The sequence below is a fragment of the Roseateles cavernae genome, assembly GCF_040187885.1.
GTDB classification, from domain to species: domain Bacteria; phylum Pseudomonadota; class Gammaproteobacteria; order Burkholderiales; family Burkholderiaceae_C; genus Roseateles_E; species Roseateles_E cavernae.
The window spans coordinates 502,343-526,789 of record NZ_JBDPLH010000001.1; the positions used below are offsets into that span (position 1 = coordinate 502,343).

General features: G+C 68.2%; 25 protein-coding genes, 1 tRNA gene and 1 pseudogene. 14 read left to right on the forward strand and 13 right to left on the reverse strand.

Annotation, left to right across the window (positions count from 1 at the left end):
- Positions 1-65: 65 nt before the first annotated feature.
- Positions 66-623 (reverse strand): c-type cytochrome, encoded by a 558-nt coding sequence (locus tag ABGI63_RS02455; RefSeq protein ID WP_349740872.1) that lies wholly within the window; start codon positions 621-623, stop codon positions 66-68.
- 136 nt (positions 624-759) lie between these two features.
- Between ABGI63_RS02455 and ABGI63_RS02460 the strand changes: the two genes are divergently transcribed.
- A tRNA-Arg gene (locus tag ABGI63_RS02460) sits at positions 760-835 on the forward strand.
- A 159-nt stretch (positions 836-994) separates the two neighbouring features.
- On the opposite strand, the pseudogene ABGI63_RS02465 reads toward ABGI63_RS02460, so the two are convergent.
- The 3 genes and pseudogenes from ABGI63_RS02465 to ABGI63_RS02475 form a co-directional block, all read right to left on the reverse strand.
- Positions 995-1,498, reverse strand: a pseudogene (locus ABGI63_RS02465) (NAD(P)H-dependent oxidoreductase); the annotation flags it as partial.
- A 23-nt stretch (positions 1,499-1,521) separates the two neighbouring features.
- Positions 1,522-1,920, reverse strand: coding sequence for a MerR family transcriptional regulator (locus ABGI63_RS02470; protein ID WP_349740873.1), 399 nt, complete (start codon positions 1,918-1,920; stop codon positions 1,522-1,524).
- On the reverse strand, positions 1,917-2,816 hold the full coding sequence (locus ABGI63_RS02475; protein WP_349740874.1) for a LysR family transcriptional regulator: 900 nt from the start codon (positions 2,814-2,816) through the stop codon (positions 1,917-1,919). The genes ABGI63_RS02470 and ABGI63_RS02475 overlap by 4 nt, the downstream gene beginning before the upstream one ends.
- Before the next feature lie 100 nt (positions 2,817-2,916).
- On the opposite strand from ABGI63_RS02475, the gene ABGI63_RS02480 reads away from it, so the two are divergent.
- Positions 2,917-3,567, forward strand: coding sequence for an NAD(P)-dependent oxidoreductase (locus ABGI63_RS02480; protein WP_349740875.1), 651 nt, complete (start codon positions 2,917-2,919; stop codon positions 3,565-3,567).
- A gap of 3 nt (positions 3,568-3,570) precedes the next feature.
- On the opposite strand, the gene ABGI63_RS02485 is transcribed toward ABGI63_RS02480, so the two are convergent.
- Together ABGI63_RS02485 and ABGI63_RS02490 are read right to left on the reverse strand one after the other, a co-directional pair.
- A complete protein-coding gene (locus ABGI63_RS02485) occupies positions 3,571-4,437 on the reverse strand; it encodes a 23S rRNA (adenine(2030)-N(6))-methyltransferase RlmJ (protein ID WP_349740876.1) in 867 nt (288 codons plus the stop codon).
- Between the two features lie 28 nt (positions 4,438-4,465).
- On the reverse strand, positions 4,466-5,647 hold the full coding sequence (locus ABGI63_RS02490) for a right-handed parallel beta-helix repeat-containing protein (protein ID WP_349740877.1): 1,182 nt from the start codon (positions 5,645-5,647) through the stop codon (positions 4,466-4,468).
- A gap of 149 nt (positions 5,648-5,796) precedes the next feature.
- Here ABGI63_RS02490 and ABGI63_RS02495 point away from each other — a divergent pair, with 149 nt between their 5' ends.
- Positions 5,797-6,873, forward strand: coding sequence for an alkene reductase (locus tag ABGI63_RS02495; RefSeq protein ID WP_349740878.1), 1,077 nt, complete (start codon positions 5,797-5,799; stop codon positions 6,871-6,873).
- Here ABGI63_RS02495 and ABGI63_RS02500 read toward each other — a convergent pair whose 3' ends face one another.
- Both ABGI63_RS02500 and ABGI63_RS02505 read right to left on the reverse strand, forming a co-directional pair.
- Complete coding sequence (locus tag ABGI63_RS02500; protein ID WP_349740879.1) at positions 6,874-7,449, reverse strand: MOSC domain-containing protein; 576 nt, start codon at positions 7,447-7,449, stop codon at positions 6,874-6,876. It lies immediately after the preceding gene.
- A complete protein-coding gene (locus ABGI63_RS02505; RefSeq protein WP_349740880.1) occupies positions 7,446-9,086 on the reverse strand; it encodes an MCP four helix bundle domain-containing protein in 1,641 nt (546 codons plus the stop codon). Before ABGI63_RS02505 ends, ABGI63_RS02500 begins: the two co-directional genes overlap by 4 nt.
- A gap of 339 nt (positions 9,087-9,425) precedes the next feature.
- On the opposite strand from ABGI63_RS02505, the gene ABGI63_RS02510 reads away from it, so the two are divergent.
- A complete protein-coding gene (locus tag ABGI63_RS02510) occupies positions 9,426-11,294 on the forward strand; it encodes a phosphoenolpyruvate carboxykinase (GTP) (protein WP_349740881.1) in 1,869 nt (622 codons plus the stop codon).
- Between the two features lie 81 nt (positions 11,295-11,375).
- Here ABGI63_RS02510 and ABGI63_RS02515 read toward each other — a convergent pair whose 3' ends face one another.
- Positions 11,376-11,615 carry a hypothetical protein gene (locus ABGI63_RS02515; RefSeq protein ID WP_137945109.1) on the reverse strand — a complete coding sequence of 80 codons (240 nt, stop codon included), beginning with the start codon at positions 11,613-11,615 and terminating at the stop codon, positions 11,376-11,378.
- Positions 11,616-11,746: 131 nt separating this feature from the next.
- On the opposite strand from ABGI63_RS02515, the gene ABGI63_RS02520 reads away from it, so the two are divergent.
- The 4 genes from ABGI63_RS02520 to ABGI63_RS02535 all read left to right on the forward strand — a co-directional run bounded on the left by ABGI63_RS02520 (position 11,747) and on the right by ABGI63_RS02535 (position 14,742).
- Positions 11,747-12,688 (forward strand): LysR family transcriptional regulator, encoded by a 942-nt coding sequence (locus ABGI63_RS02520; protein ID WP_262972036.1) that lies wholly within the window; start codon positions 11,747-11,749, stop codon positions 12,686-12,688.
- Entirely contained in the window at positions 12,685-13,461 is a 777-nt protein-coding gene (locus ABGI63_RS02525) for a UPF0149 family protein (protein ID WP_349740882.1), read from the forward strand. Before ABGI63_RS02520 ends, ABGI63_RS02525 begins: the two co-directional genes overlap by 4 nt.
- A 4-nt stretch (positions 13,462-13,465) precedes the next feature.
- A complete protein-coding gene (locus ABGI63_RS02530) occupies positions 13,466-14,245 on the forward strand; it encodes a metallophosphoesterase (RefSeq protein WP_349740883.1) in 780 nt (259 codons plus the stop codon).
- A 74-nt stretch (positions 14,246-14,319) separates the two neighbouring features.
- Positions 14,320-14,742: a universal stress protein gene (locus ABGI63_RS02535; RefSeq protein ID WP_349740884.1), complete on the forward strand. Its 423-nt coding sequence runs from the start codon at positions 14,320-14,322 to the stop codon at positions 14,740-14,742.
- A 15-nt stretch (positions 14,743-14,757) separates the two neighbouring features.
- On the opposite strand, the gene ABGI63_RS02540 is transcribed toward ABGI63_RS02535, so the two are convergent.
- Positions 14,758-14,982 carry a hypothetical protein gene (locus tag ABGI63_RS02540; protein ID WP_349740885.1) on the reverse strand — a complete coding sequence of 75 codons (225 nt, stop codon included), beginning with the start codon at positions 14,980-14,982 and terminating at the stop codon, positions 14,758-14,760.
- A 291-nt stretch (positions 14,983-15,273) separates the two neighbouring features.
- Here ABGI63_RS02540 and ABGI63_RS02545 point away from each other — a divergent pair, with 291 nt between their 5' ends.
- Positions 15,274-15,438, forward strand: coding sequence for a hypothetical protein (locus ABGI63_RS02545; RefSeq protein ID WP_349740886.1), 165 nt, complete (start codon positions 15,274-15,276; stop codon positions 15,436-15,438).
- Here ABGI63_RS02545 and ABGI63_RS02550 read toward each other — a convergent pair.
- Entirely contained in the window at positions 15,435-16,367 is a 933-nt protein-coding gene (locus ABGI63_RS02550; protein ID WP_137945103.1) for a LysR family transcriptional regulator ArgP, read from the reverse strand. The two genes, ABGI63_RS02545 and ABGI63_RS02550, sit on opposite strands and share 4 nt — an antisense overlap.
- Before the next feature lie 154 nt (positions 16,368-16,521).
- Here ABGI63_RS02550 and ABGI63_RS02555 point away from each other — a divergent pair, with 154 nt between their 5' ends.
- Positions 16,522-17,835 carry a D-amino acid dehydrogenase gene (locus ABGI63_RS02555; RefSeq protein ID WP_349740887.1) on the forward strand — a complete coding sequence of 438 codons (1,314 nt, stop codon included), beginning with the start codon at positions 16,522-16,524 and terminating at the stop codon, positions 17,833-17,835.
- A gap of 60 nt (positions 17,836-17,895) precedes the next feature.
- Positions 17,896-19,203 carry an Hsp70 family protein gene (locus ABGI63_RS02560; RefSeq protein ID WP_349740888.1) on the forward strand — a complete coding sequence of 436 codons (1,308 nt, stop codon included), beginning with the start codon at positions 17,896-17,898 and terminating at the stop codon, positions 19,201-19,203.
- A gap of 3 nt (positions 19,204-19,206) precedes the next feature.
- Here the strand turns inward: ABGI63_RS02560 and ABGI63_RS02565 are convergent, their stop codons facing one another.
- A complete protein-coding gene (locus ABGI63_RS02565; protein WP_349740889.1) occupies positions 19,207-19,959 on the reverse strand; it encodes a YecA/YgfB family protein in 753 nt (250 codons plus the stop codon).
- Between the two features lie 41 nt (positions 19,960-20,000).
- Between ABGI63_RS02565 and ABGI63_RS02570 the strand changes: the two genes are divergently transcribed.
- The gene (locus ABGI63_RS02570) at positions 20,001-20,561 is read left to right on the forward strand and encodes a flavodoxin family protein (RefSeq protein ID WP_432767366.1); all 561 of its coding nucleotides are present in this window, start codon (positions 20,001-20,003) and stop codon (positions 20,559-20,561) included.
- A gap of 147 nt (positions 20,562-20,708) precedes the next feature.
- Here the strand turns inward: ABGI63_RS02570 and ABGI63_RS02575 are convergent, their stop codons facing one another.
- Positions 20,709-21,650: a LysR family transcriptional regulator gene (locus ABGI63_RS02575; protein WP_349740891.1), complete on the reverse strand. Its 942-nt coding sequence runs from the start codon at positions 21,648-21,650 to the stop codon at positions 20,709-20,711.
- Between the two features lie 94 nt (positions 21,651-21,744).
- Here ABGI63_RS02575 and ABGI63_RS02580 point away from each other — a divergent pair, with 94 nt between their 5' ends.
- Both ABGI63_RS02580 and apbC read left to right on the forward strand, forming a co-directional pair.
- Entirely contained in the window at positions 21,745-23,265 is a 1,521-nt protein-coding gene (locus tag ABGI63_RS02580; RefSeq protein ID WP_349740892.1) for a CoA-acylating methylmalonate-semialdehyde dehydrogenase, read from the forward strand.
- A gap of 86 nt (positions 23,266-23,351) precedes the next feature.
- A complete protein-coding gene (gene apbC / locus ABGI63_RS02585; protein WP_262972045.1) occupies positions 23,352-24,443 on the forward strand; it encodes an iron-sulfur cluster carrier protein ApbC in 1,092 nt (363 codons plus the stop codon).
- The last annotated feature ends 4 nt before the right edge of the window (positions 24,444-24,447 follow it).

Below are 24,447 nucleotides of genomic sequence, written 5' to 3' on the forward strand. Positions count from 1 at the left end.
AGGCACAAAAAAACCGGCCGAGGCCGGTTGTTTGCGGGGCGCGCCGAAGCCCGCCGTTTGCCTGACTACTGTGCGGCGGACGCGGCCGGGGCCGGGGCCTTGGGCTCGTCGAACTTGGCGCCGCCCTGGTTGCCCATATAGACCACCGCACGGGCGATCTCGAAGTCGCTGTGATCGCCGCCGCCCTGGGCGCCCATCGCGCCCTTGCCCTTCAGGGCCGAGCTCAGCAGCATGTCGAATCCGGTCTTGATGCGCGGGCCCCAGGCGGCCGCATCGGCCAGCTTCGGCGCACCGGCCACGCCGGCGCCATGGCAGGCCGCGCACTGGGCCAGGTAGACCTGCTCGCCGGTCTTCAGCGCGCTGGCGTCGGACAGGTCCTTGATCTCGATCGCGCCGACCGGCTGGATGCGAGCGGCCACCGCCTGCTCCGCCAGGCCCTCGCTGCCGGCGGACGGCTTGCTGTCCGAGGTCACATAGCTGGCCAGCATCACGATCACGATCACCGGCACGACAAAGGCAAACCCGACGGCCCAGATCAGCTGCTTGGGTGTCTTGATCGGTCCCTCATGCGCCTCTTCGTGCTGGGCGTCGTGGTCGTGCACGTGGTCTTGGGTTCCGCTCATGAAATCCTCGTTGGCGTCGGGCAGTGGAGTAGATCGGCCCCCGCTCAGGCGCGGGCAGCACAACCGCGAGATTATAGCGAGCCCCCACCGCCCTTCGGCGTCGGGTGCCGCAAGCGCTGCTAGAATGCGACGCGCTGCGCCCGTAGCTCAATGGATAGAGTACTGCCCTCCGAAGGCAGGGGTTGCTGGTTCGATCCCAGCCGGGCGCACCATGAATGAAGTTGCGAAAGGTGGCACCTGCTCTCACGGCCAGGTGCTTTTTTCATGCCTTCCTCCTCAAGCCCCCCCAGCCTCCCCGCCTCGGCCAGCCAGCGCTCGCGCCGCGCCGGCGTGCTCTTGATGACGGGCGTGAACGCGCTGATGCGTACCGGGGCAATGCCGCAGAACTCCAGCACCGCGTCTTTCATCATGCGGTGGGCCGGGGCGCCCTGCAGCCAGCGGAAGTACCAGGCCGGCGTGTCCATGCAGACCAGCAGACGCGCGCTGCGCCCTTTCAGCAGACGCTCGGGCAAGGCCTGACCCTGGTGGTAGCGGAAGGCGAAGCCAGGCAGCAGCAGCCGGTCCAGCAGGCCTTTCAGCAGGGCCGGCACCGAGCCCCACCAGACCGGGTAGGCCCAGACCAGATGTTCCGCCTCGGTCAGCTGCTGCTGAAGGCGCTGCAGGTCGGGTTCCAGCACGGCATCGGCGTCATGGCCCTGCGGGAGATCGGATGCAAAGCGCAGCTCGCGCAGCTGCACCAGGCTGACGCGGTGGCCGGCCGCCGCAGCGGCCTCGGCATAGCGCCGGGCCAGGGCCTCGCTGAGGCTGTGCGGCTTGGGGTTGGCATTGATGACGAGAATGGTTTTCTTGGCTGTCGTGTTCATGCCCGCCAGCATCCACCCTGCCCCTAAGGACAGAGTCAAGCGGGCTGCACATCGGGGCAGTCGAAGGCCTGCAGCAGCAAGCGCTCGCAGACCGCCAGCTCGTCGAGCTGCTGCTGCAGGCGCTGCTGCTGGTCCGCCAGCGCGGCGCGCTTGGCCTGCACTGCCTGCAGCGCCACATCGCGGGCCAGCGGCTCGCCCGGGGCGGGCCGGTTGGCGCTCGCCGTCAGCGCGCGCAGCTCCTGCAGCTTGAAGCCCACAGCCTGGGCCTGGCGGATCAGGCGCACCGCGTCCAGATGGCGCTGCTCATAGACGCGGTAGCTGCCCTGGCGCCGGGGTTCGGGGATCAGGCCCAGCGCCTCGTACAGCCGCAAGGCCTTGGGCGTGGCGCCGCTCAGGCGGGCGAGCGCGCCGATGCGCAGAATGTCTTGGCTCATGGGGTGCTCGCCGCAGTCAGATGGGATTTCAACGCCTCGATCGCGTAGCGCACCTTGGCGGGCTGGGCATCGCGCTGCGGAGTCAGCGCATAGATGGGCAGGCTGGGCAGCCGCCAGCCGGGCAGCAGGGGCACGAGCCGGCCATCCTGGGCTGCGGCACCGATATCGCTGGGGCTCAGCATCGCCAGGCCCATGCCGGCCTCGCAGAACTGCTGCAGGCTCAGCTGGTTGTTGCTGCTGGCGCGCGGCTGGAGGTTCAGCTGGACCGGCTGGCCGGCCGCGTCCTGCAGCGGCAGCAGCACGTTGGCGGCGCCCCGGCGCAGCAGCAGCCAGTCATGCCGGCCCAGCTCGGCCAGGCTGGAAGGCACGCCGCAGCGCGCCAGATAGGCCGGCGCCGCATAAAGCCCCATGCTTTTTTCGCCGATGGGCTGGGCCACCCAGCTGCTGTCGGGCAGGCGGCCGAAGCGCACGGCGAGATCGATGCGCTGGGCCACCAGATCGGTGAAACCGTCCTCGACCTCCAGATGCAGGCTCAGGCGTGGATGGGCGGCCAGCAGCGGCGCCAGCGCCGGCCCCAGTTGGCGGCCGAAACCCACCGGCGCGGCCACGCGCAGCTCGCCCTCGGGCGCGTCGCGCAGCTGCAGCAACTGGGCCTGGGCGCCGCGCGCGGCCGCCAGCATCGCGACGCAGCCCTCGTGGAAGCGGGCGCCGGCCGGGGTCAGGCTGAGCTTGCGGGTGGAGCGGTGCAACAGGGTCACGCCCATATCGCGCTCCAGCGCCCGCACCTGCTGGCTGATCGCCGAGGTGCTGGTCTGCAGCAGCCGGGCGGCGCCGGCAAAGCTGCCCTGCTCGACCACCGTCGCCAGCACCGCCATCCGTTTCAATTGGTCCAGCATGAAGTTTCTCTAAACAATGCTGGCGAATTTTGCCGGCTTATCGATTCACCGTGAAGTTCATACAGTTGATCCCATTGCAACGAGTTCCAAAGGACTGCTCATGAAGATCGCCCTGATTGGCGCCACCGGCTTCGTCGGTGCCCCGGTTTTGCAGGAATTGCTGGCGCGCGGCCACCAGGTCGTGGCGCTGGCCCGCAACCCGGCCAAGCTGACGGCCCGGCCCGGCCTCAGCGTGGTCGAGGCCGACGCCAAGAACGCCGATTCGGTGGCCGCCGCCGTCCAGGGCGCGGACGCGGTGGTCAGCGCCTACAACCCGGGCTGGGGCGTGGCCGACATCTACACCGAGTTCCTCGACGGCACGCGCGCCATCTATGCCGGCGTCAAGCAGGCCGGCGTGAAGCGGCTGCTGGTGGTGGGCGGTGCCGGCAGCCTCTATGCGGCGCCGGGCCTGCAGCTCGTCGACACGCCGGAATTTCCGGCCGAATGGAAGCAGGGCGCGCTGGCGGCCCGCGAGGCGCTGAACCTGATACGCGCCGAGACCACGCTGGACTGGACTTTCCTGTCGCCGGCCGTGCATCTGGAGCCGGGCGAGCGCCGTGGCCGCTACCGGCTGGGCCTGGAGTCGCCGGTGATGGACAGCGACCCGAGCAAGGGCCCGGCGCATATCTCGGTGGCCGATCTGGCGGTGGCCATCGTCGACGAGCTGGAGACGCCGCAGCACATCCGGCGCCGCTTCACGGTCGGCTACTGACGCTCAGACGGTCTTCTGCTCCAGCACGAAGTTGGCGCCATCGTACTGGCCCAGCTTGTCGACCAGATAGGGCAGGCACTCCTGCAGCTTGTCGTGCAGCGTGAACGGCGGGTTGACGATGAACATACCGCTGCCCAGCATGCCGAAGCCGCGCGTATCGGTCTGCGGCTTGACGGTCAGGCGCACATGCAGCCAGCCCTTCTTGGCGCCGGCCTTGGGGTTGTCGGCGGCGGCCTTCATGCGCTGGGCCAGCTGGTGCGATTCGAGCAGCTGCAGCTGCGGATACCAGATCAGGAAGACGCCGTCGGCAAAACGCTCCAGGCCTTCGCGCAGCGCGGTCAGCACCTTGGCGTAGTCGGTCTTCAGCTCGTAGGAGGGATCCATCAGCACGACGCCGCGGCGCGAGGGCGGCGGCAGCTCGCCGCGCAGCGAGGCAAAGCCGTCGGTGTCGGCCACCTGGGTGTTGGGGCGGCTCTCCAGATAGCTTTGCAGGATGCGGAAGTCGGTCGGGTGCAGCTCGTAGACGCGCAGCCGGTCGTCTTCGCGCATCAGCAGGTTGGCAATGGCCGGCGAGCCGGGGTACTGACGCAGCTGGCCGTCGGGGTTGAACTGGCGCAAGAGCTCGCGGTAGGCGGCCAGCGGCGCCGGCAGGTCCTTGGCATCCCACAGGCGCGAGACGCCCAGCGCGTACTCGCCCTTTTTCTGCGCATAGCGGCTCTCGATCGAGTAGCCGCCGGCGCCGGCATGGGTGTCGACCAGGGTGTAGGGCTTGTCCTTCTCGGCCATATAACGCAACACCTCCGAGAGAACGAGGTGTTTGAGGACATCGGCATGGTTGCCGGCATGAAAAGCGTGTCGATAGGCGAGCATGGGCGAACTGTAGCCTGCCCGGGCCGGTTCACGGCTGCTGCAGCGCCCCCGGATGCAGGGCCGGCCCGGCCAGCGCGACGCTGTGGCGCGGGTGCTGGTACTGGCGCAGCGGCCGCAGCGAGGCAAAGCCTTCGGGCCCCGGCCCGGGGTCGACGGCCTTGCCGCGCAGCGCCGAGTCGGGCTTCAGCGCATAGTTCTCGCGCGCGGCCAGCACGAAGGCGTCCCAGTCCACCGCCGGGTTGTTGCGCACATCCCAGTCGGCGTCGGCGCTGAAGCGCCCGCCGCCGACCAGCAGATTGTTGACCGCCCGCACCCGCACCCGGCCGGGCGCGACGCGCAGATAGACGCCCTCGCGCGGCCGGTTGTCGACCAGGGTGTTGTGGGCCAGCCAGAGCTCGTTGTCGGCATGCTTGTAGCCTTCGGCGCCAATCGAGATCAGGTGGGCGTTCTCTGTCGTCGCGCTCTGCTGGATCAGGTTGCCGATCACGACGGCGCGGCCGCCGTTGGGGAATTCCAGCTCGTAGCTGGCCGTGCCGCCGAGCTCGTCGCTGAGGCGGTTGTAGAGGATGTGGTTGACGGCCGCACGGCTCTTCAGCAGATGGCCGCTGCGGCCATGGTGAAAGTAGCAGCCGCTGACGCTCAGCCGGGCGATCGCGCCGGCGTAGAGCAGATGGGCCGGCCGGTCGTCGGCGCGGCGCGCGGCGCGCGCGAACTCGCAGTTCTCGATCTCCAGCTCGGCGGCAGTGTCGTTGTTGGTCAGCAGCCCCATCTCGCAGTCGGCGAAGCTGCAATCGCGCAGGCGCAGCGAACCGCGCTCGAAGCGGATGCCGGCGCCATTGGTGTCGGGGGCGGTGGCGCCGACGAAGTCGAAGCCCTCGATGCTGACCCGCTGGCCGCTGATCACAAAGATGCCTTTGCCCTGGGCCACGGCCCCATTGGCGATCAGGCGCACCCGCCCGCCGACCGCGCGCAGGCTCAGGTCATTGCGGCCCCAGCTGGCCACATCGGCCACATAGTCGCCGGCCTCGACCTCGATCACCATGCCGTCGCGCGCCTGCTGGGCCGCGCTGGCCAGGCTGCGCACCGCCTGCTTGGGGCCGACGCGCAGCAGCGCCGGCTGCGCCAGCGCCGGCCGCCCCAGACAGAGGCCCGCCGCCAGGCCCAGCAGTTCGCGGCGCCCCGGCGCCTCCCCGACTCTTGCAGCACTCATCGCATGGCCTCCGCCTATCAGCTTGTGCAGTCTAGCGAGGCCGGATGACGCCAAGCCCTTGGAACCGGCACGGCTGTCGCTTACCGGACGGCGGCAGCTCGCACATCTGAGTACCATAGCGATCATTCCGTAATTAACAGCCGACCCTCATGCCCAATCTCTTCGACCCCATCAAGATCGGCGATCTCGAACTCGCCAACCGCATCGTCATGGCGCCGCTGACGCGCAGCCGCTCCAAGGGCCTGCTGCCCGGCGCCATGGCCGTCGAGTACTACCGCCAGCGCGCCAGCGCCGGCCTGATCATCAGCGAGGGCACCCAGGTGGCCCCGCAAGGCCAGGGCTATCTGGACACCCCGGGCATCCACACGCCCGAACAGATCGCCGCCTGGAAGCGGGTCACCGACGCCGTGCATGCCGAGGGCGGCAAGATCGCGGTGCAGCTCTGGCATGTGGGCCGCATCTCGCATGTGCTGTTCCAACCGGCCGGCGCCGCCCCGCTGTCGGCCACCGACAAGCCGGCCCAGGGCAAGACCTTCACGGCCGAGGGCTTTGTCGATGTGTCGGCGCCGCGCGCGCTCAGGACCGAGGAGATCCCGGGCGTGATCGCCCAGTTCGTGCATGCCGCGCGCAGCGCGATGGAGGCCGGCTTCGACGCGGTCGAGGTGCATGGCGCCAACGGCTATCTGCTCGACCAGTTCATGCGCGACAGCATCAATGACCGGACCGACGCCTACGGCGGCAGCATCGCCAACCGCGCCCGCCTGACCATCGAAGTGATGACGGCCATCGCCGAGGCGATCGGCCCAGGCCGCACCGGGCTGCGCCTGTCGCCGGTAACGCCGGTCAACGACGCCGGCCAGGACAGCGATGCACAGGCCCTGTTCAACCATGTGGCCGAGCAGCTGGCGCCGCTGAAGCTGGCCTTTCTGCACATCATCGAGGGCCAGACCGGCGGCGCGCGCGATGTCGCGCCCTTCGACTACGCGGCGATGCGCGCGCGCTTCCAGGGCCCGTGGATGGTCAACAACGGCTACAGCCGCGAGATGGCGCTCAAGGCCGTGGCCGAGGGCCAGGCCGATATGGTGGCCTTCGGCCGCGACTTCATCAGCAACCCCGATCTGGTGCGCCGCCTGAAGCTCAATGCGCCGCTGCAGCCGCTGGACCGGGCCACGCTGTACGGCGGCGAGGCCCAGGGCTATATCGACTATCCGGCACTGGCCGCCTGATCAGTTCTTCGTCTTGCTGGTCCGGGCCTTGAACAGCTCGGTCACGCCGACCTCGCGCGGGCCATGGACCAGCTCGAAGGATTCCCCGGCGCTCAAGGTGCCGGGGCGCTGCACGGCCAGATAAAAGCCGCACCAGGCGTTCTGGGTCATCAGCTTGGCGGCCTGGTTAAAGCCCATCACCGCGTTGAACTTGAAGCAGGGGTAGCGCGGCTCGCTGACCACCAGCTCGCAATCGGCAAAGCGCAAGACATCACCGATGCAGACCTGGCTCTCCAGCAGGCCTTGCAGGCTCAGGTTCTCGCCCATGCTGCCCGGCGCCAAGGCCTCGTCCCAGCCGGCCGCTTTGGCCTGGGCCCGCACGGTCTGCCAGAAGGGGTAGTGCTCGACCGGATAGGCATAGACCGCCTTGGCCAGGCCGCCGTGCACGCTCAGGTCGGCCTGCTCGTCGCCGGCCAGGCCCAGCGGCGCCACCGCGACCGGGCCGCTCTGCGGCTGTTTGCGGATGCCGCTGAGCACACTGCCCTGCGCGGTGAGCAGGGCCTGGGCCGGGGCGGTGTTGATGCTGAGCAGCTTCATGCGTCGGAGCAAGTGTCGGGCTTGGGGACCTGATTGTCGCCGGCCCGCGCCGCTGCCTGCTGGGCCTGGCGCAGCTCGGTGATGTCGACGCTGGTGGACAGCACGCAGGTCTGGCCCTGGTAGTCGATCAGCTCGCCGCTGAGCAGGGCATGCAGGCGCTGGCCGTCGCGGCTGCGCACCCGCACCTCCAGGTTCTCCACCCGGCCGTCGCGCTTGAGCAGCTCGTAGTAGCGCTGGCGGTCCGCCGGCTCCAGCCCCACATCCGTCAGCTCGGACATGCGCCGCCCCAACATCTGCGCGCGGCTGTAGCCATAGCGGCGGCACAGCACCTCGTTGACCTCCAGGATGGTGGTGTCGGCCAGCGTCGTCAGCGCGGCGGTCACCGAATAGGCGTTGAACAGGCGCTGAAACAGGTCACGCTCCTGCCGCGCGGCCAGCAGCGCCTCGCGGCGCGCCTGTTCGCGGTCCAGATTGTCCAGCGCGAACGAGACATCGCCGGCCATCTCGTCGAGCAGGCGCACCAGGGCCGGGTCGAAGAAACCGGGCTCGGCGGCAAACAGCAGCAGCGCGCCGACCGTGACGCCGCCCCGGCGCAAGGGGAAGGCGGCAATCGCCCGCCCACCGCGCGCCACCACGCTGTCATGCCAATGGGCCATGCGCGGGTCCAGGCCCGCCTCATTGCTGATCAGGTGGCTGCCGCTGCGTATCACCTGGCTGGTGATCGAGGTCTTGCCATAGGGCGAGTCCAGCAGCCAGCGTTCGGGCACGCCGGTCAGCAGCTCGACCTGGCCGTGCAGACAGGCACGGTAGGCCTCCTGGCCGCCGCTGACGATGACGGCCGCCAGCGCCGCATGGCCGGTGTCCACGCAGATGCGGCACAGGTCCTGGTAGAGCTGCTGGTCCGAGGCCGGGTCGCGCACGATCAGCTGGTTGCACTGCGACAGCGCGATATAAAACTGCTGCACCCGCTGCTCGGCGGCCGCAGCGCTTTGCTGCTCGCGCCGGTGCTGCGACCAGACCCAGACGGCCAATCCGGCGGCCAGGCCGCCGCTGCCCATCATCATCAGCAGCAGATTCCAGCGCGCCCGCTCGAACTCGGCCTGGCTGGCATCGGCCTCGCGGCGCGCCACGGTCAGCTGCAGATCGATCAGCTCGCTGAGGGTCTGCCCGAGCGGCTCCAGCGCCAGACGCAGGTTCAGCGCGGCAAAGCCGCGCAGCGCGGCTGCATCGCCGGCGCCGACCAGACGCTCGAACTGCCGCAGCGCCTCGCTCGCATAGCGCAGCTGCGGTTCGGCCCGGGCGATCAGATGCAGCTCCTCCTCGACCAGCAGCGTGTTTTTGTAAGCCGCCCAGAGCTGCTCCACCTGCGACTGTGCGCTCTTGATCTGCTGGCGCGCCTGCGCCGGCGCCAGCCGCCCCTCGACCAGCCCGCCGGCACTGGCCGGCACCTCGGCCAGCATCGCATGGGAGATCTTGCGCAGCTGCTGCACCGGCACCAGCCGGTTCGCATACACCGACTCCAGCGCCTGCGACACGCCACGCAGCTGCAGCAGCGCCGCCAAGCCAAGCAAGGCCATCAGCCCCAGCAGCAAGGCCATCACCAAGGCCAGCCTGGCCTTGAAACTCAGGCCGGCCATGGCAGGACAGCGGATTTGATCGGTCGGAACACGGGGGCCAGCAGGATTGACGGGGGGGCCGTTCATTCTGGATCAAGGCTGTGTTTGTCAGCAGCTGAAACAAGGGTAAGCAGGACCCAGACAAACCCCAACAAAGCGCGCATCAAGTCATACGGGTTTTGCATGACCCCCTGAAGCATGGCGGTTACGGCGTGGTTACATTGGGATGACAATGGCCACCTCGGCTTGCCGAGCGCCCGTATCACCGCCCCGGCGGGAAGCGGCATTGGGTCAGCCCCGACGCATCACCCCTGTGATCGAGGCTGTCCCAATTCTGCTTTTTAATTGATTGGGATCGACATGAACCAACCTCTGATGGAAGGGCTGCGCTTGAACGTGCCCGCCTATGTGAAGCACCAGCGCCTGATCGCCTGGGTGGCCGAGATCGCCGCGCTGACCGAAGCGCGCGATGTCTATTGGTGCGACGGCAGCCAGGCCGAGTACGAGCGCCTGTGCCAGCAGCTGGTCGAGGCCGGTACCTTCAAGAAACTCAATCCCGAGCTGCGCCCCAACAGCTTCCTGGCCTGCTCCGACCCCAGCGATGTGGCGCGCGTCGAAGACCGCACCTATATCTGCTCGCCGGACAAGGCCGACGCCGGCCCGACCAATAACTGGATGGCCCCGGCCGAGATGCGCGCGCTGCTGCAGACCGGCGACGCTGCGCTGTTCAAGGGCGCGATGCGCGGCCGCACCCTCTATGTCGTGCCCTTCAGCATGGGCCCGCTGGGCTCGCCGATTGCGCATATCGGCGTCGAGCTGTCCGACAGCCCCTATGTGGCGGTGAATATGCGCATCATGACCCGCATGGGTCGCAAGGTGCTGGACGTGCTGGGCGACAACGGCGAGTTCGTCCCCTGCGTGCACACGGTCGGCGCGCCGCTGGCGGCCGGCCAGGCCGATGTGTCCTGGCCCTGCAACAAGACCAAGTACATCGTCCACTACCCCGAGACCCGCGAGATCTGGTCTTACGGTTCGGGCTATGGCGGCAATGCGCTGCTGGGCAAGAAGTGCTTCGCACTGCGCATCGCCTCCACCATGGGCAAGGAGCAAGGCTGGCTGGCCGAGCACATGCTGATCCTGGGCGTCACCAAGCCCGACGGCAAGAAGTTCCATGTCGCCGCCGCCTTCCCCAGCGCCTGCGGCAAGACCAATTTCGCGATGCTGATCGCACCCAAGGCCTTCGCCGGCTGGAAGGTCACGACCATCGGCGACGACATCGCCTGGATCAAACCCGGCGCCGACGGCAAGCTGCGGGCGATCAACCCCGAGGCCGGTTATTTCGGCGTGGCCCCGGGCACCAACGAGCTGACCAACTTCAACTGCATGGCCAGCCTGAAGCGCGACGTGATCTTCACCAACGTGGCGCTGACCGATGAGGGCGATGTCTGGTGGGAAGGCATGAGCGACACGCCGCCGGCGCACCTGATCGACTGGCAGGGCCAGGACTGGACCCCGGCAATCGCCAAGCAAACCGGCGCCAAGGCCGCCCACCCGAACGCCCGCTTCACCGTGGCCGCGACCAATAACCCGGCGCTGGATCCCGAGTGGGACAACCCCGAGGGCGTGGTCATCGATGCCTTCATCTTCGGTGGCCGCCGCTCGACCACCGTGCCGCTGGTGACCGAGGCGCGCGACTGGGTCGAGGGCGTCTACATGGCCGCGACCATGGGTTCCGAGACCACCGCCGCCGCCGCCGGCCAGCAGGGCGTGGTGCGCCGCGATCCCTTCGCGATGCTGCCCTTCATGGGCTACAACATGGCCGACTACTTCCAGCACTGGCTGGATCTGGGCAAGAAACTGCAGGCCAGCGGTGCCACCCTGCCCAAGATCTACTGTGTCAACTGGTTCCGCAAGGGCGCCGACGGCAAGTTCGTCTGGCCCGGCTACGGCGAGAACATGCGCGTGCTGAAGTGGATGCTGGAGCGCGTCGAAGGCCAAGGGCACGGCGAAGAGCATGTGTTCGGCATCACGCCGAGCTACCAGGACCTGAACTGGGAAGGCCTGGACTTCAGCCCGGCCCAGTTCGAGCAGGTCACCAGCATCGACAAGGCCGCCTGGCAGACCGAGCTGGGCCTGCACGAGCAGCTGTTCGAGCAACTGGCCTACCACCTGCCGACCGAGTTGCCGGCCACCAAGGCCAAGATTGAGCAACGCCTGGCCGCCGAGTAAGCACTCGGCCTGCAGAAAAGACAAAGCCCGCTGAAAGCGGGCTTTTTTACGTGCCAGCCGGTCGAAAAGACCGGCGGGACTTCAGCGGCGGCGGGCGTTGGCGGCGCGCAGCTCGGCGGCGAACGAGGGCATGCTGCTCTCGTACTGGGCGGCCAGGTCCAGCAGCTCGCGCTCGGCGCGGCGCTCGGCGGCCAGGGCCAGCTGAGCCTTGACGGAGGCGATCATGCGCAGCCACAGACGGGCGCCGATCGAGGCGAAGGAACCGCCGTGACGCACGTTGCGATGCAGGGGAAGACCGAAGGTTTGGGATGCGACGCTCATGGCTTAACTCTCTGTGTTGAAGCTCTTTTGGAGCCGATGACGAGATTATGGGGTAAACCCTAGTTTTGAATCCAATGAATCTTCGGCATTGGATATATAAACAGAAGACATAACTCACGTTTTGGCCTGCGATGAACTTCCGCACCCTCGATCTGAACCTGCTGCGGGTCTTTGACGCGGTGATGGCCGAGCGCAGCCTGACCCGCGCCGCCCAGCGCCTGGCAATGACGCAGCCGGCCGTCAGCCATGCGCTGAAGCGGCTGCGCGAGACCCTGGGCGAGGAGCTGTTTGTGCGCCAGGCCTTCGGCATGAAGCCGACCTCGCGGGCCGAGGGCTTGTGGCCCGAGGTGCGCGCCGCACTGGACCGGCTGCGTCTGGTGCTGGACCCGGGCGACTACCAGCCCGATCAGCAGGAGCAGACCTTCCGGATCGCGATGGCCGACGCCACCGCCGCGCTGGTGCTGCCGCCGCTGGTGGCCGAGCTGGAGCGCCTGCAGGCCCTGGCCAATATCCATGTGCTGCCGCTGACCACACGCGATCCGCGCTCGCTGCTGGAGCAGGGCGAGGCGGACTTCGCGCTGGGCTACTTCCCCGGCGCCGTCGCGGCGCTGCAGGCCCAGGGCGTGATGAGCGCGATCCGCCAGCACCGGCTGTACGAGAGCGAGTATGTCTGCGCGATGCGGCGCGACCATCCGTTGGCCGAGCTCGAGCTGGACCTGGACCGCTACTGCGCCGCCCACCATCTGCTGGTCAGCTTCTCGGGCCGGCCTCATGGCTTTGTCGACGAGGCACTGACGGCGCTGGGGCGCAGCCGCCGCATCATGCTGACGGTCAACCAGTTCTTCACCGCCGGCCGCATCGTCGCGCAGTCCGATCTGCTGACCGTGCTGCCGGCCTCCTTTGTCGAAGCCACCGGCTACAAGCAGCGTCTGGTCGAGCGGCCGCTGCCGATGCCGCTGGCGCGGGTCCATGTGGACATGCTTTGGCATTTGCGCAACGAAGAACGCAGCGCCCAGCGCTGGATGCGCGAGCGGCTGGTGGAAGCGGCAACAGCGGCGACAATCGCCGCATGAGCCCCACCGCCCCCTCCTCCCGCGACCTGAGCGACGCCGAGTTCGCCGAACTCGACGAACTGCTTGCCACCACCCCCGACCCGCTGGAAGCACTGGATGCCTCCATGCTGGACGGCTATCTGTGCGGCGTGCTGGTCCAGCCCCGCCTGATCGAGATCGACGAGTGGCTGCCCAATATCTTCGACTACGACGGCGGCGTGCTGCCCGACGAGGTCGACCCGGTCTGGCTGGCGCGCATCCGCGAGCTGGTCGAGCGCCGCCACACCGCGCTGAACCGCGCGATGGTGGAGGACGGCTGGTTCGACCCGGTCGTGCTGGACCTGGACGAGAACGCCACCCCCGAGGCCCCGTCGCCCGACGACGATGCCGAGCAGGCCGAGGCGCGCGCCACCTATGCCGAGATGAGCCCGATCTCGCGCACCCTGATGCCCTGGGTGGCCGGCTTCCAGCACGCCTGCCTGTGCTTTCCCGAGCTGGCCGATATGCCCGACGATGCGGTGATGGCCGCGCTGGCCCGCCTGTACCGCCATCTGCCGGCCGAGACGCCGGAAGAGAAGGAAATCGTCGCGACCCTGGACCGTGAGCATCCGCTGAAAGACCTGGACGACGCGATCGAGGAACTGGTCGTCACGGTGGCCGATCTCTGCGATCTGACCCAGGAGCACCGCTACCGGGTCGAGACGCTCAAGCGCGACGGCCCCAAGGTCGGCCGCAACGATCCCTGCCCTTGCGGCTCGGGGCGAAAGTACAAGGTCTGCCACGGGTCCAACTAGCGCGATGCGGCTGCAGCTGATCTCGGACCTTCACCTGGAGACCGAGAGCTACGAACCCCGCCCGGCACCCGGCGCCGAGCTGCTGGTGCTGGCCGGCGATGTCGACAGCACATGGCGCGGGCTGTCGCTGTTCCGCGACTGGCCGGTGCCGGTGCTGTTCGTGCCCGGCAATCATGAGTACGACGGTCGCGATGTCGACAGCGCGCGCGCCGACCTGCACGCACTGGCCCGCGAGCTGGGTTTCGTGATGCTGGACGACGCCAGCCTGGTGATCAACGATGGCGAAGGTCGGCGCGTGCGCTTTGTCGGCAGCACGCGCTGGAGCGACTTCGACCTGTTCGGCACGGCCCAGCGCGAGCGCGCGATGCGGGCGGCCGGCTATTTCCAGCGCGTGATGGCGGCCACGCGCAACGGCCACCCCTTCGACGCTGCTGCGGTCCGTGACGAAGCACTGCACTGCCGCGACTGGCTGGCCCAGCAACTCGCACTCGGCGAGCAGGGCACGGGCTGGGACGCCACCGTCGTGATCACCCATTTCGCACCCAGCATCCAGAGCGCCGACCCGCGCTACGGCCGCCAGCCCGGCACCGCCAGTTTCTGCAACGACGACGAAGCACTGCTGGGCGGCGCACGGCTGTGGCTGCATGGGCATCTGCATTGCCGGCATGACTATCGGTTGAACGGCTGCCGGGTGCTGTGCAATGCCCGCGGCCACGCGCGCAAAGGCGAGGCCGACGGCCATGATGGCCAGCGCCTGATCGAGGTCTTCGACCAGCCGGCTTGACGAGAATCAAGCCGTGGGGGCCAGGTCTTGTGCCAGACTGTGCCGACAGCCTCAACAACACAGGAGCAGAGACTATGAAAATCTTGGTCGCGGTCGACGGCAGTGCCTATACCAAGCGCATGCTGGCCTATCTGGCCGCCCACGACGAATGGCTGGGCAGCGCGCACCAGTACACCGTGGTCCATGCCGTGCCGGCCGTGCCGCCGCGCGCGGCCGCCGTGCTGGACAAGGAAGTGCTGAAAAGCTACTACGACGACGAGGCCGAGAAGGTCTTGAAGACCATCCGCAGCTTCTTCGGCAAACAGAAGATCCAGGCCGAATTCGTCAGCAAGGTCGGTCCGGCCGCCGATGTGATCGCCACGCTGGCCAACAAGGGCAAGTTCGACCTGCTGATGCTGGGTTCACACGGCCACAGCAGCCTGGGCAATCTGGTGATGGGCTCGGTTGCCACCAAGGTGATGGCGCATTGCACCGCGCCGGTGCTGCTGGTGCGCTGAGCGGCGGGCGGGAACTCAGTGACCGCTGCGCCGGCTCAGCCAGGCCAGCGGTGACTCCAGCGCGGTCCGGGCGGCGCGTTCCGACTCCAGCTCGTAAGGTGGCGGCTGGCTGCTCGCGTAGCCCTCGTCGCCCTCCAGGCTCGCTTCCATGCCGAAAGCCGTGCCGAGATCGGCCGGGTCATGCGCGTCGCTGGCAACTGAACTCTTGCGGAAAAAGCGCAAAGCTGGGGTGAATCGCATATCGAACCTCGCAAGTGTTCGTGGCTGAGGGGCTGCGTCCAGTGTGCGCCGCTGCGCCCGCAGAAGAATCCCCAAAGTGGGTGGAAAAGCCCCTGTAGTTGGGAAAACCGCACGCAATCACATTTGGCAACAATCCGATGCAGCGCCGCGCCGCGTCATCGGGCCTACTGCCTGGCTGATTTGATAGGTGTTGCACCATCCCACTTGGGTAGGATGGCTGTGACCCTGGCTGCGGCTTAAGCTGCGCCCCTCGCACAGGCAAACCCGCCCGTGCGACAACAAAAAGATCCGATGAACTTTGAAGTCCTCACCTGGCTCAGCCGGGCCATTGTCGGCGCCGTCGTGCTGAGCACCTTGTGGCTGGCCGCCATCACCGAAAGCACCCAGCAGCGCCCCCGCTTCGTTGCCGGCGTGAGTGTCAACGCCGACGCCCTGCCCATCGAGCCCGAGCGCTAAGCCGAGCCCAGCGACTTCTTGGCCCCCAGGGCCAGCGCCTGGCCGATCTGGTCCAGCAGGGCCACCCGGGTCGGCGCGGCCACCAACTCCGACACCAGCTTCCATTGGTGCCAATACAGCGTCACGTCGACGCTAATCTCGGGCCTCAGACAGACCAGCTCGCCGCTGGCGATCAACGGCCGCACCTGTAGCTCAGGCGCAACACCGACCCCCCAGCCCATGCCCACGGCCCGCACATAGGCCTCGCTGGACGGCACATAGCGTTCGCGCAGGCGCGGCGCACGCACGCCAAAAGCCTTGGCCACCCAGAGCACCTGGGTGTCATCCTTGCGGTTGAACACCAGGAAAGGCGTCTGGGCGAAGTTGCCGGCCGTCAGCCCGCTCGGCAGCTGCTCGCGCATGAAGTCCGGGCTGGCCACCGCGACATAGCGCATCACCCCCAGTGGCTGCACCGTACAGCCGCGCAGCGCCTGGCGGACCGTGCTGACGCAGCCCAACACCTCGCCCTGGCGCAGCCAGTCATGGGTGAAGTCCTGGTCGTCGACCACCAGTTCCAGCCCATAGCCCTCGCGCAGCCCCTGCTGCACCACCGGCTCCAGCGCCGGTAGCACCCAGGTGGCCAGGCTGTCGGCATTGATCGCGATCGCCACGCGCTCATGCGGCGCGGCGCGCGCACCCAGCTCGCGCACCACATCGCTGCGCAGTGCCTGCAGCTGGCGTGCAAAGCGCAGCAGCACCTTGCCGCCCTCGGTCAGCCGCAGCGGCCGCGAACGCACCACCAGCAGCTGGCCGACCTGGGCCTCCAGGCTGCGCAGGCGCTGCGAGACCGCGCTCTGCGTGATCGCCAGGCGCTGGGCAGCGCGCTCGAAACTGCGTTCATCGGCCAGCGCGGCCAGGCAGTCGAGCCCGGCGGAGTCGAGGTCTTTCATAAGTTCTCTTAATGTACTCCGACAAATATGAATGTACCTTCATGAATACGGTGACCGTGCCGACAATCCGACGACGCCGCAGCTGCGTCGGCAACCGCCATGGCTGCGACAAGTCCTGGGGCGGTCTGGGTCTGCAATTCTTGATGGAGCCGTTATGAAAATCGTCGTGTTGGGCGCGGGCATTATTGGCGTCAGCACCGCCTGGTATCTGCTGGAGCAGGGCCATGAGGTCACGGTGGTTGATCGGCAGCCCGATGCTGCACTGGAGACCAGCTTTGCCAATGGCGCGCAGATCTCGGTCAGCTTCTGCGAGCCCTGGGCCAATGCCGGCGCGCCCTTCAAGGTGGCCAAATGGCTGTTGCGCGAGGACTCGCCGCTGCTATTCCGCCCACGCATGGACCCGGCGCAGTGGCGCTGGGGCCTGAGCTTCCTGACCCAGTGCACGACCTCGGCCTTCGAGCGTAATGTCGAGCAGCTGGTACAGCTGGGCCGCTACAGCCATGCCTCGCTGAAGACCCTGGTCGCGCAGACGGGCATCGAGTACGAGCGCCTGGAGCGCGGCATCCTGCACTTCTTCTCCAGCCAGGCTGACTTCGAAGCCGGCGCGGTCGGGGCCGAGATCATGCGCCGCCATGGCGTCGACCGCCGCGTGCTGAACCGCGACGAGGTGCTGAAGGTCGAGCCGGCCCTGGCCGCCTTCGGCCCCCATATCCACGGCGGCACCTTCACGCCCAGCGACGAATCAGGCGATGCGCGCGTCTTCACACAAAAGCTGGCCCAGCTGTGCGCCGAACGCGGCGCCACCTTTCTGTGGAACCACGATGTGCTGGCGCTGGAACACAGCGGCGGCCAGATCACGGGCGCCCAGGTCGCCTCGCGGGAAACCGGCAAGAAGCTCGCGCTGAAGGCCGATGCCTATGTCGCGGCGATGGCCTCGTACACGCCGGCCCTGCTGAAGCCGCTCGGCGAATACCTGGCCATCTACCCGGCCAAGGGCTATTCGGCCACCTTGCGGCTGAAGAAGCCGGAGCAGGCCAGCGTCGTCAGCCTGCTCGACGACGGCCGCAAGATCGCGATCTCCCGCCTGGGCGACCAGATCCGCATCGCCGGCACCGCCGAGCTGGCCGGCTTTGACACCGGCCTGGACAGCCCCACCTCGCGGGCCCGCTGCGCCTCACTGGTCAAGCGCTACGAGGAGCTGTTCCCCGGCGTGGCCGACACCAGCGAGCCCAACTACTGGACCGGCCTGCGCCCCAGCACGCCGACCAACATCCCCTATATCGGCCGCAGCAAGAAGGCGAGCAACCTCTGGCTCAATGCCGGCCATGGCACCCTGGGCTGGACCCATGGCGCCGGCTCCGGCCATGCGCTGGCCGAGCTGATGGCCGGCCGCGCGCCGGAGATGGATTTCGCCTTCTACGGCGATGCCCTGCCGGCCAAGCCGATCCGGAGCATGGCGCCGGCCTGAATAGGCGATCCGCACGGGGCTCGCTACAATCCGCGCCCCCTCTCCTGATGCCGGATCTCCATGAGTTCGCCTGCAACGTTCTGCGCCATTGACTTCGGCACCTCCAACTCGGCCATCGCGATTCCGCGTGCCGACGGCCCCGGCATGCGCCTGGTCGAGCTCGAGCCCGGCCACCAGACGATGCCGACGGCGGTGTTCTATTTCGTCGAAGGCCGGCACGATGCCGACGGCCCGCCGCGCGCCTTCGGCCGCGCCGCCGTGGCCGCCTATGTGGAGGGCGCCGAGGGCCGGTTGATGCGCTCGATGAAGAGCATCCTCGGCTCGGGCCTGATCGACCAGACCACCGATGTCGGCGGCGGCCGCGGCGTCAAGTACGCCGACATCCTGGCCGGCTATCTGAAGCGCCTGCGCAATTCAGCACTGGCCGCCGGCGCTGCCGCGCCGCTGAACCATCTGGTGCTGGGCCGCCCGGTGTTCTTCGTCGACGGCGAGCCGGCGCGCGACGCCGCCGCCCAGGCCTCGCTGGAAGCCGCCGCCCATGCAGTGGGCTTCAACGATGTGCATTTCCAGTTCGAGCCTATCGCCGCAGCCTTCGACTACGAGAGCCAGATCAGTGACGAGCGCATCGTGCTGGTGGCCGACATCGGCGGCGGCACCTCGGACTTCTCCATCGTGCGGGTCGGCCCCGAGCGCATGAAACGTCTGGACCGCCGCGCTGACATCCTGGCCAACCACGGCGTGCACATCGCCGGCACCGACTTCGACCGCCATATCGAGCTGGCCAGCATCCTTCGCGAGCTGGGCTACCGCTCGCACGGCCCCGAGCGCGCGGGCTCGCCGGCCCGCGAGGTGCCCAGCGGCGTCTACTTCGACCTCGCCACCTGGCATCTGATCAACACCGTCTACAGCCCCGGCCGCGTCTCCGAGCTGCGCGCGATGAAGAGCTTCTACGGCAACCCGGTCCATCACCAGCGCCTGATGACGGTGATCGAGGACCATCTGGGCCATGAGCTGGCGGCGCGCGCCGAGGGCGCCAAGATCGCCGTTTCCGGCGGCGGCGACACCGAGATCGACCTGAGCCTGGTCGAGCGCGGCCTGAGCGTTGGCTTAAGCGAAAAGGTGGCCGTCGAATCGCTGGACGCCGACATCAACCGCATCGTCCAGGCTGGCCATGAAACCGTGGCCCAGGCCGGGCTGAAGCCCGAGCAGATCGACGCGCTCTATTTCACCGGCGGCTCGACCGGCCTGCGCCTGCTGGCCGATCGCATCTCGGCCGGCTTCCCGGCGGCGGCGGCGGTGCGCGGCGACCGTTTTGCCTCGGTCGCCACCGGCCTGGGGCTGCACGCAGCCCGGCTGTTCACTCGCTGAGGGTCAATAGCGCCCGCGAGTCGGCGGGCCGCGTCGCGCGGGCGGGCGCCGCGCAGCCTCGGGCCGGGGCTGCGGCCGGGTCACGTCAGCCAGCAGCAAGCAGGCGCTGACCAAGCCCTCGACCGCCTCTTCCAGATCGCCGGGCGGCTCCAGCGTCTCGATCTCCTCGAGCAGATCGTCGGCGTCTTCCAGATCGTCCGGGTCCAGATGCATGAAGATCGCGGCCAGCGGCTCGAGCAGCTCGCTGGCATCCTGGCGCATCAGCTCGGGGAACACATCGGTGGCCAGTGCAAAGCCGGCCACCCAGGGGAACACGACTTCGGAAGGTTCGGCCTCATCCTCCAGCTCGAACACCCAGGGATCGAACCACTGGCGCTCGGCGATGGCGCGGTTGAGTTCCTGGTGGCGGCGCTTGGCCAGGGCCATCAGTTCCCGGCTGTCGAAGCCCTGCGGCGCGGGCCGGCCCTCGCCGTCCAGCACATAGGGCATCCACTGGAAAGCCTGCACGGCCTTGGGCTGCAGCAGCACGCCGACCAGATAGCCATCCAGCATGCTGATGTCCAGCGGCTCCAGCGGCGCCGGCACGCTGTCCAGCAAGGTCTGCAGGCGCTCCATCTCGGCCTCGCTGAGCGGCTGCGGCGCGGCCTTCGGCGCCACGGCCGGCGCTGCGGCGGGGCGCTGACGCGCGCCCGCCTGTGAACGGGCCGGCGGGCGGGCGGGCGGACGACTCGGCGGACGCTTGGGGGAGGTACTCATGGCGCTATTGTCCCTGCTCAGGCCTCCGTATCATGCGCTGCATGAGCATCAACGCCCTCTTTCTCGTCGCCAGCACCCGCCAGGCCGGTGTGCTGGGCAATACCGAAGCCCTGGCCCGCCACGCCGCCGCCGGCCTGCCCGCCGAGGCGCAGCAGCGCTGGGAACATCTGGCCCGGCTCATGCTGCCGCCCTTTGCCGACCATAGACATGACCGCGGCACTTATCCGATGCCCGAGGGCGACGCCCGGCTGCTGCTTGATGCCACGCTGGAAGCCACCGATCTGGTGCTGGTGGCCCCGGTCTACTGGTACAGCCTGCCGGCCACCGTCAAGCTCTATCTCGACCACTGGAGCGCCTGGATGCGGGTGCCGGGCCTTGACTTCAAGCCGCGCATGGCCGGCAAGCGCCTGTGGCTGATCACCACCAGCGGCGACCGCGCCAAGGCCCAGCCGACCATCGATAGCACCCGCCTGTGCGCCGAATTCATGGCGATGGACTGGCAGGGTGAGCTGTGGGGCAAGGGCGGGCCGCCGGACACCGTGCAGCAGGACGCCGAGGCCTGGGCGAGAGCCGCCGCATTTTTCAGCGCTCTCCCCAAATAGTGGGATAGATCGCCGAGGGCCACCCCTCTACATTGCATCCATGCCCGGCGCGGATGGCGCCGGCGAACGTCCCAACGACGTCCTTGACTCAAGGACTTGCAACGCCCGCCCGGCAACCCCGGGTGGGCGTCTTTTTTGGGGGTGCGCTCAGCCGGCCGCCGTCTCGAAGCCCGGGCCCAGGGCTTTCTTCAGATGCTCGGTGAACAGCCGCACCGGCCTTGGCGTGGTGCTGCTCCAGGGGTGGATCGCATAGATGCCGTCGCCGAAGAAGCCGGCCGGCCGCCAGTCGGGCAGGATCTCCTTCAGCCGGCCGGCGCGCAGCGCCGGGGCGGCGCTGAAGTCGGGCAGCAGCGCGATGCCCAGGCCCGACAGGACGGCGTCGCGCAGGATCTCGCTATTGCCGGCGCGCAGCGGCCCCTGCACCGGCACCTTGAGCCGCTCGCCGGCGCGCTCGAACAGCCACACGGCCGGGCCGGGCCGCAGATAGGGCAGGCAGGCATGCTGGGCCAGATCGGTCGGATGGCGGGGCTCACCCTGCTTCTTCAGATAACTGGTGCTGGCCAGCAGCAGCGCCCGCGAGGCGCAGAGCTTGACGGCCACATGGGTATCGGGCGGCGCGCTGGTGTGGCGGATCGCCAGATCGAAGCCCTCCTGGGCCAGCGGCACCAGCCGGTCCGACAGGTCCAGCTCGATGCGGATCTCCGGATAGAGCCGGAAAAAGCTCTCCAGCTGCGGCGCCACATGCTGGCGGCCCAGCGCCACCGGGGCGGTGATGCGCAAGAGCCCGCGCGGCTGGCCGGCCGCGTCCCGAGCCTCGGCCAGGCTGCGGGTGATCTGGGCAAAGCTGGCCTCGGTCTCTTCGACCAATCTTTGGCCCGCCTCGGACAGGCGCACCGAGCGGGTCGTGCGCGCGACCAGCTGCACCCCCATCGCCCGCTCCAGATCGGCGATGCGCTGGCTGATCGCGGCCTTGGACAGCGACAGCCGCTGCGCCGCCTTCGTGAAGCTGCCGACTTGGGCGATCACGGTCAGCGCATGCAGCTGGCCCCATAGCAGCTCGTTGCGGAGCTCGGGTTTGGTGGTGCTCATTGTTCAGATTATCGAACAATCAAATCAGCGCTGCTGCATTGGCAGCGCGGAACGCGAAGCCTAGACTGGCCCAATTCCAAACCAGGAGACCGCCATGGCCGCCCCCGTCGCCTTCAGCAGCAGCAAGGACATCACCCACTACATCGGCGGCGCCGCGGCCGAAGCCACCGCAGGTCGCAACCAGCCGGTCTACAACCCGGCCACCGGCGCGGTGGCGCGCCAGCTGCAGCTGGGCAGTGCGGCCGATGTCGACAAGGCCGTGGCCGTCGCCCAGGCCGCTTTCCCGGCCTGGGCCGATGCGCCGCCGCTGCGCCGCGCCCGCGTGATGTTCAAATTCCTGGAGCTGCTGAACCAGCACAAGGACGCACTGGCCGCGATGATCACCGCCGAGCACGGCAAGGTCTTCACCGACGCCCAGGGCGAGGTGGCGCGCGGCATCGACATCGTCGAGTTCGCCTGCGGCGCCACCCAGCTGCTGAAGGGCGACTACACCGAGCAGGTCTCGACCGGCATGGACAACTGGACCATGCGCCAGCCGCTGGGCGTGGTCGCCGGCATCACGCCCTTCAACTTCCCCTTCATGGTGCCGATGTGGATGGCGCCGCTGGCCATCGTGACCGGCAATGCCTTCATCCTCAAGCCCAGCGAGCGCGACCCCTCGCCCAGCCTCTTCATCGCCGACCTGTTCAAGCAGGCCGGCCTGCCGGACGGCATCTTCAACGTCGTGCAGGGCGACAAGGTGGTGGTCGACGCGCTCTTGAACCATCCCGATGTACGGGCGCTGAGCTTCGTCGGCTCGACGCCGATTGCCCAGTACATCTACCAGACCGGTGCCGCGAACGGCAAGCGCGTCCAGGCCCTGGGCGGCGCGAAGAACCATATGGTGGTGATGCCCGATGCCGACATCGAGCAGGCGGTCGACGGCCTGATCGGCGCGGCCTACGGCTCGGCCGGCGAGCGCTGCATGGCGATCTCGGTGGCGGTGCTGGTCGGCGACGTGGCCGACAAGATCATCCCCAAGCTGGCCGAGCGCGCGAAGGCGCTGAAGATCAAGAACGGCATGGAGCTCGATGCCGAGATGGGCCCCATCGTGAGCCGCGAGGCGCGCGACCGCATCGAGAACTACATCGCGACCGGCGTCGAGGAAGGCGCGACGCTGGTGGTCGACGGTCGCGGCCACAAGGTCACCGGCTTCGAGGGCGGCTTCTTCACCGGCGGCACGCTGTTCGACCATGTGACGCCCGCGATGCGCATCTACAAGGAAGAGATCTTCGGCCCGGTGCTGGTCTGCGTGCGCGCCAAGGACTTCGCCGAAGCGGTGCAGCTGGTCAACGACCATGAGTACGGCAACGGCGTGGCCTGCTACACCAGCGACGGCAATGTGGCGCGCGAGTTCGCCCGCCGCATTCAGGTCGGCATGGTGGGTATCAATGTGCCGATCCCGGTGCCTATGGCCTGGCACGGCTTCGGCGGCTGGAAGAAGAGCCTGTTCGGCGATATGCATGCCTATGGCGAGGAAGGCGTGCGCTTCTACACCAAGCAGAAAAGCGTGATGCAGCGCTGGAGCTCCAGCATTGCCAAGGGCGCCGAGTTCGTGATGCCTACCAGCAAGTGACCGCCGGCGACTAAGGGCACAGCGCAATACCGGGCCTTTGGCCTAGGGATAGACTTGGGGGCTCCCACAGAACAAGCCCCTCAGCCATGTCCCTCAGCGAACAGTCGATCCTCGACGCCGTCCAGACCGTCATCGACCCGAACACCGGCCAGGATTTCGTCTCGGCCAAGCAGCTGAAGAACCTGCGCATCGACGGCGGCGACGTCGCCTTCGAGATCGAACTCGGCTACCCCGCCAAGAGCCAGATCCCGGCCTTGCGCAAGGCACTGACCGCCGCCGTGCGCGGCGTGACCGGCGTCGAGAACGTCCACGCCAGCCTGTCCAGCAAGATCGTCGCCCATGCGGTGCAGCGCGGCGTGCAGCTGCTGCCCAAGGTCAAGAACATCGTCGCGGTGGCCTCGGGCAAGGGCGGCGTCGGCAAGAGCACGACCGCGGTGAACCTGGCGCTGGCGCTGGCCGCCGAGGGCGCCCGCGTCGGCATTCTCGATGCCGACATCTATGGGCCCAGCCAGCCGATGATGATGGGCATCAGCGGCCGGCCCGAGTCGGTGGACGGCAAGTCCATGGAGCCGATGGAGAACTACGGCGTGCAGGTCATGTCGATCGGCTTCCTGGTCGACAACGACGAGGCGATGATCTGGCGCGGCCCGATGGCCACGCAGGCGCTGGAACAGCTGCTGCGCCAGACCAACTGGGCCGACCTCGACTACCTGATCATCGACATGCCGCCGGGCACCGGCGACATCCAGCTGACCCTGAGCCAGCGCGTGCCGCTGACCGGCGCGGTGATCGTCACGACGCCGCAGGACATCGCGCTGCTGGACGCCAAGAAGGGCGTCAAGATGTTCGAGAAGGTCGGCGTGCCGCTGCTGGGCCTGGTCGAGAACATGGCCGTCCATGTCTGCGAGAACTGCGGCCATGTCGAACACATCTTCGGCGAGGACGGCGGCAAGCGCATGGCCGCCCAGTACAAGATGGACTATCTGGGCGCCCTGCCGCTGAACCTGTCGATCCGCGTGCAGGCCGACAGCGGCCGTCCCAGCGTCGTCAGCGACCCGGACGGCGAGATCGCCGCGCTCTACAAGAGTGTGGCGCGCCAGATGGCCGTCAAGATCGCACGCCAGGCCAAGGACTACTCGGCCAAGTTCCCCAGCATCTCGATCTCCAAGACCACCTGAGTGG